At 64.6% G+C, this 4259-nt stretch carries 3 protein-coding genes and 1 pseudogene; 1 reads left to right on the forward strand and 3 read right to left on the reverse strand.

What is annotated here, in order from left to right; translation table 11 throughout:
- Both EOA23_RS31960 and EOA23_RS31965 read right to left on the reverse strand, forming a co-directional pair.
- Positions 1-1356: ATP-binding protein (locus EOA23_RS31960; RefSeq protein WP_245474412.1), on the reverse strand; the 1356-nt coding region annotated here is incomplete at its 3' end.
- Positions 1357-1607: 251 nt separating this feature from the next.
- A complete protein-coding gene (locus EOA23_RS31965; protein WP_127307021.1) occupies positions 1608-2180 on the reverse strand; it encodes an NADPH-dependent FMN reductase in 573 nt (190 codons plus the stop codon).
- Positions 2181-2360: 180 nt separating this feature from the next.
- Between EOA23_RS31965 and EOA23_RS31970 the strand changes: the two genes are divergently transcribed.
- Positions 2361-3731 carry a cytochrome P450 gene (locus EOA23_RS31970; protein ID WP_127307022.1) on the forward strand — a complete coding sequence of 457 codons (1371 nt, stop codon included), beginning with the start codon at positions 2361-2363 and terminating at the stop codon, positions 3729-3731.
- Between the two features lie 68 nt (positions 3732-3799).
- Here EOA23_RS31970 and EOA23_RS31975 read toward each other — a convergent pair.
- Positions 3800-4259, reverse strand: a pseudogene (locus EOA23_RS31975) (complex I NDUFA9 subunit family protein); the annotation flags it as partial.

Raw genomic sequence — 4259 nt, forward strand, 5'->3', positions numbered from 1 at the left:
GGCCTGCCCGCCGCTGGAGTCACCCGCGACGATGAAGATTTCCGACTTGGCCGGGTCGCGCTCCTGGCAATCGGCGAGCTTGCCCGGCAGCGAGGTGACGCCGAGCGTGCTCTTGCGCGTGATGTCGCGCGCCTTGCGCGCGGCTTCGCGCGCCGCAGCCGCCTGGATCACCTTCTCGACCACGACCCTGCCTTCGCTCGGATGCTCTTCCAGCCAGGTGCCCAGCGCCTCGTTGACCAGGCTTTCCACCACCGGGCGCACCTCTGACGAGACCAGCTTGTCCTTGGTCTGCGAGGAGAATTTCGGGTCGGGCACCTTGACCGAGAGAACAGCGGTCAGGCCTTCGCGGCAGTCGTCGCCGGTCAGCGAGACCTTTTCCTTCTTGGTCTGGCCGGAAGACTCGCCATAGCCGGTGATCTGCCTGGTCAGCGCCGCGCGGAAGCCGGCCAGATGCGTGCCGCCGTCGCGCTGCGGGATGTTGTTGGTGAAGGCCAGCACATTCTCGTGGTAGCTGTCGTTCCACCACATCGCGACTTCGACGGTGATGCCGTCGCGCTCGGCGCGGATGGCGATCGGCGCCTCGATCAGCGGCTTCTTCACCCGGTCGAGATATTTGACGAACTCTTCCAGCCCGCCGTCATAGTGTAGCTCATGGCGCACGAGGTCGGCATGGCGTGCATCGGTCAGCACGATGCGCACGCCGGAATTGAGGAAGGCGAGCTCGCGCAGCCGGTGCTCCAGCGTGTTGTAGTCGAACTCGACCATGGTGAAGGTCTCGGCCGACGGGAAGAAGGTGATCTCGCTGCCGCTGCGGCCTTCATAAGTGCCGGGCTGCTTGTCCTGCACGTAGCTGCCGGTCACCTTCAGCGGCGCGTCGGCATTGCCATGCGTGAAGCTCATCTCGAAGATCTCGCCGTTGCGGCGGATCTTGAGCTTGAGCCAGGCGGAAAGCGCGTTGACAACCGAGACGCCGACGCCATGCAGGCCGCCGGACACTTTATAGGAGTTCTGGTCGAATTTGCCGCCGGCATGCAGCTGCGTCATGATCACTTCGGCTGCCGAAACACCCTCCGAGGGGTGGATATCGGTCGGAATCCCGCGGCCATTGTCGATGACGGTGACGGAACCGTCGGGGTTGAGCGTCACCGAAACGAGGTCGGCGTGGCCGGCCAGCGCCTCGTCGATGGCGTTGTCCACCACCTCATAGACCATGTGATGCAGGCCCGAGCCGTCGTCGGTGTCGCCGATATACATGCCCGGACGCTTGCGCACCGCGTCCAACCCCTTCAAAACCTTGATGGAATCGGCGCCGTACTCGGCTTGCGCGCCAATGGCGCTTTCGGTCTGATCGCTCATGAAAACCTGTCTGATTGATGTCGCTGGTCCGGCGCGGAAAAATGGCCGCGAATCGCGCCGTTTTGATGTCCTAGATATAGGCGCAAATGGCGGATTTTCCAAGGTTTGCGGGCATTTTGCCGGCTTGGCGGCAAGGTGCTTCCACGCCCGCGCTGATACGGTCCCGGCGTTCAGCCGAAAAGGGTCGATGAAACGCAAAAGGCCGCGCCTAAGCGCAGCCTGATAATCGCCTCCCTGGGAAGCTTTGGGGCCTATTCGGCCGGACGCAGCGTCTTCAGCGCCCCGCTCCAGCGGAACAGCTCGTCCAGCATCGTCTTCGCGCCGCCCTGCACCTGCTCGCTCGGATGATAGGCGCGCTTCTCATCGAGAAGGCTCGCATAGGCCGGAAGCGCCACCCCCTCCGGGATCGGCATGACGCCGACCGAGGTGAGCAGCGGCTTCAGCGATTGCGCGGCGCGCAATCCGCCGGACACGCCACCATAGCTGAAGATCGCCGCCGGCTTGTAGCGCCATTCATGCAGCAGATAGTCGATGGCGTTCACGATCGCGGGCGCCACGAAGTAGTTGTACTCCGGCGCCACGAACACGAAAGCGTCGGCGGCGTCGATCGCCTTCGACCACGCCTTGGTGTGGTCGTTCTCATATTTGCGCAAGCGCGGATGGTGCGGCTCGTCGAGCATCGGCAGGTTGAAGGCAGCGATGTCCGTCAGCACCGGCTCGAACTTGCCGTGCTCGCGCGCGAATCCTTCCAGCCATTCGCCGAAGGTCGGGCCGGCGCGTCCCGGTCGCGTGCTGCCGATGATGATGTTCAGACGATGCTTCACGGGAGGCTCCTTGCTTGGCGGTATCCATTGGTGACTAACGCAGGCTGCCGCCGGCAACAAGCAGCTATTGGCTGATGTCGGTCACATTCCGGCGATGTGGCCGATCGTGTGCTGCCGTCCGGTCACATGGACGCCGGCCTTCTCGGGCACTACATTCACCGCTGTCAGCGGAGCATCATCATGGACACCAAGCCCGCCCCCTTCGTGCCGCCGGCGCCGAAGCCGCGCACTGAGCCGCCTTCGACGCTGGAGATGATGCGCATTGTCTACCGCAACCCGCTCGAATTATGGGGCGAGCACACCTACAATGAACCCTGGGTTTCGGCCAATGGCGTCGGCGGACACCTGATCGTCGCCAACGATCCGGGCCTCATCCGCCACGTGCTGATCGACAACGCCAAAAACTACAAGATGGCAACGGTGCGCCAGCTGATCCTGCGGCCGATCCTGCGCGACGGGCTGCTGACCGCCGAGGGCGAGGTCTGGAAGCGTTCGCGCAAGGCGATGGCGCCGGTTTTCACGCCGCGCCATATCTTCGGCTTCGCCGGGCCGATGCTGAAGCGCACGCTGGAATTCGTCACCCGCTATGAAGCCGGCGGCATGACCGATGTCGCGCATGACATGACCCTGCTCACCTATGACATCCTGGCCGAGACGCTGTTTTCCGGCGAGATCGCCGGCGAGCCGGGCAGCTTCGCCAAGGAGATCGACCGCCTGTTCGAGACCATGGGCCGCGTCGACCCGCTCGACCTGCTGCGCGCGCCCGAATGGCTGCCGCGCCTTACCCGCATTCGCGGCCGCAAGACCATGGCCTATTTCCGCAACATCGTCGCCGGCACGGTGAAGATGCGCGAAGAACGGATGAAGCGCGATCCGGGTGGCGTGCCGCAGGATTTCCTCACCCTGCTGCTTCGCGCCGAGGGGCCGGACGGGCTGACCCGCGCCGAAGTCGAAGACAACATCATCACCTTCATCGGCGCCGGCCACGAGACGACGGCACGGGCGCTGGGCTGGACGATCTATTGCTTGGCCGAAGCGCCCTGGGAACGCGACAGGGTCGAGCAGGAGATCGACGCCGTGCTGGCGCGCGAGCCCGATCCAACCAAGTGGCTGGATGCCATGCCGCTCACCCGCGCGGCCTTCGAGGAGGCGCTCAGGCTCTATCCGCCGGCGCCTTCGATCAACCGCGAGCCGATCGAGCCGGAGACCTGGAACGGCCTCTATATTCCGAAATACGCCGCCGTGCTGGTGATGCCCTGGGTCGTGCACCGCCACAGAAAACTCTGGGACAGGCCGAACGCCTTCATGCCGGAGCGCTTTCATCCGGAAAACCGCGACAGGATCGACCGCTTTCAGTACCTGCCCTTCGGCGCCGGCCCGCGCGTGTGCATAGGCGCCAGTTTCGCCATGCAGGAGGCGATCATCGCTTTAGCGATCCTGTTGTCGCGCTTCCGCTTCGATGCGACGCCCGAGACCCGGCCATGGCCGGTGCAGAAGCTGACCACGCAGCCGCAGGGCGGCCTGCCAATGCAGGTCTCGCGCCGGGGCTGATCAGAGCAATTCCAGGAAAAGTGTGAAGCGGTTTTCCGTCCGTAATTGCGTAAAACAAAGAGACAGGGTTATCGGTCGGCGATCGGCCGGCGCTGCTGGAACTGGCCGGCGGCGCGGAAGCGCCAGAGATAGCTGGGCAGGATGGTGGCGATCGCCTGCGGCTGGATGCCCAGCCCCGCAAGCGTCCTGGCGGCCTTGATGGCGTCGTCGGAGACGACATTGTGCTCGCGCAGCTGCAGCACCTGGTCCTTGGTCAGGAGCGGATTGGGCAGCAGCTGGAGGATCGATGCCTGGATGTTGGCCACCCAGAACGGCACCGGCACCAGGAGGCGGCGGCGTTCGATGACCGTCAGCAGCTCTTCCATGCATTCCTTGAAGGTCAGCACCTGCGGGCCGCCGAGCTCATAGACCTGGCCGCCCTTGACCTCGCCGTCGACCGAGCGCGCCACCGCTTCGGCGACGTCGCCGACATAGACCGGCTGGAACTTGTTCTGTCCGCCGCCGATCAGCGGCAGCACCGGAGAGTAG

Source organism: Mesorhizobium sp. M2A.F.Ca.ET.042.01.1.1, assembly GCF_003997405.1.
Lineage (GTDB): Bacteria > Pseudomonadota > Alphaproteobacteria > Rhizobiales > Rhizobiaceae > Mesorhizobium.

What these genes read in the sequence shown, in the direction of transcription:
- EOA23_RS31970 (WP_127307022.1), top strand. Translation starts at nt 2,361, where the DNA reads ATGGACACCAAGCCCGCCCCCTTCGTGCCGCCGGCGCCGAAGCCGCGC.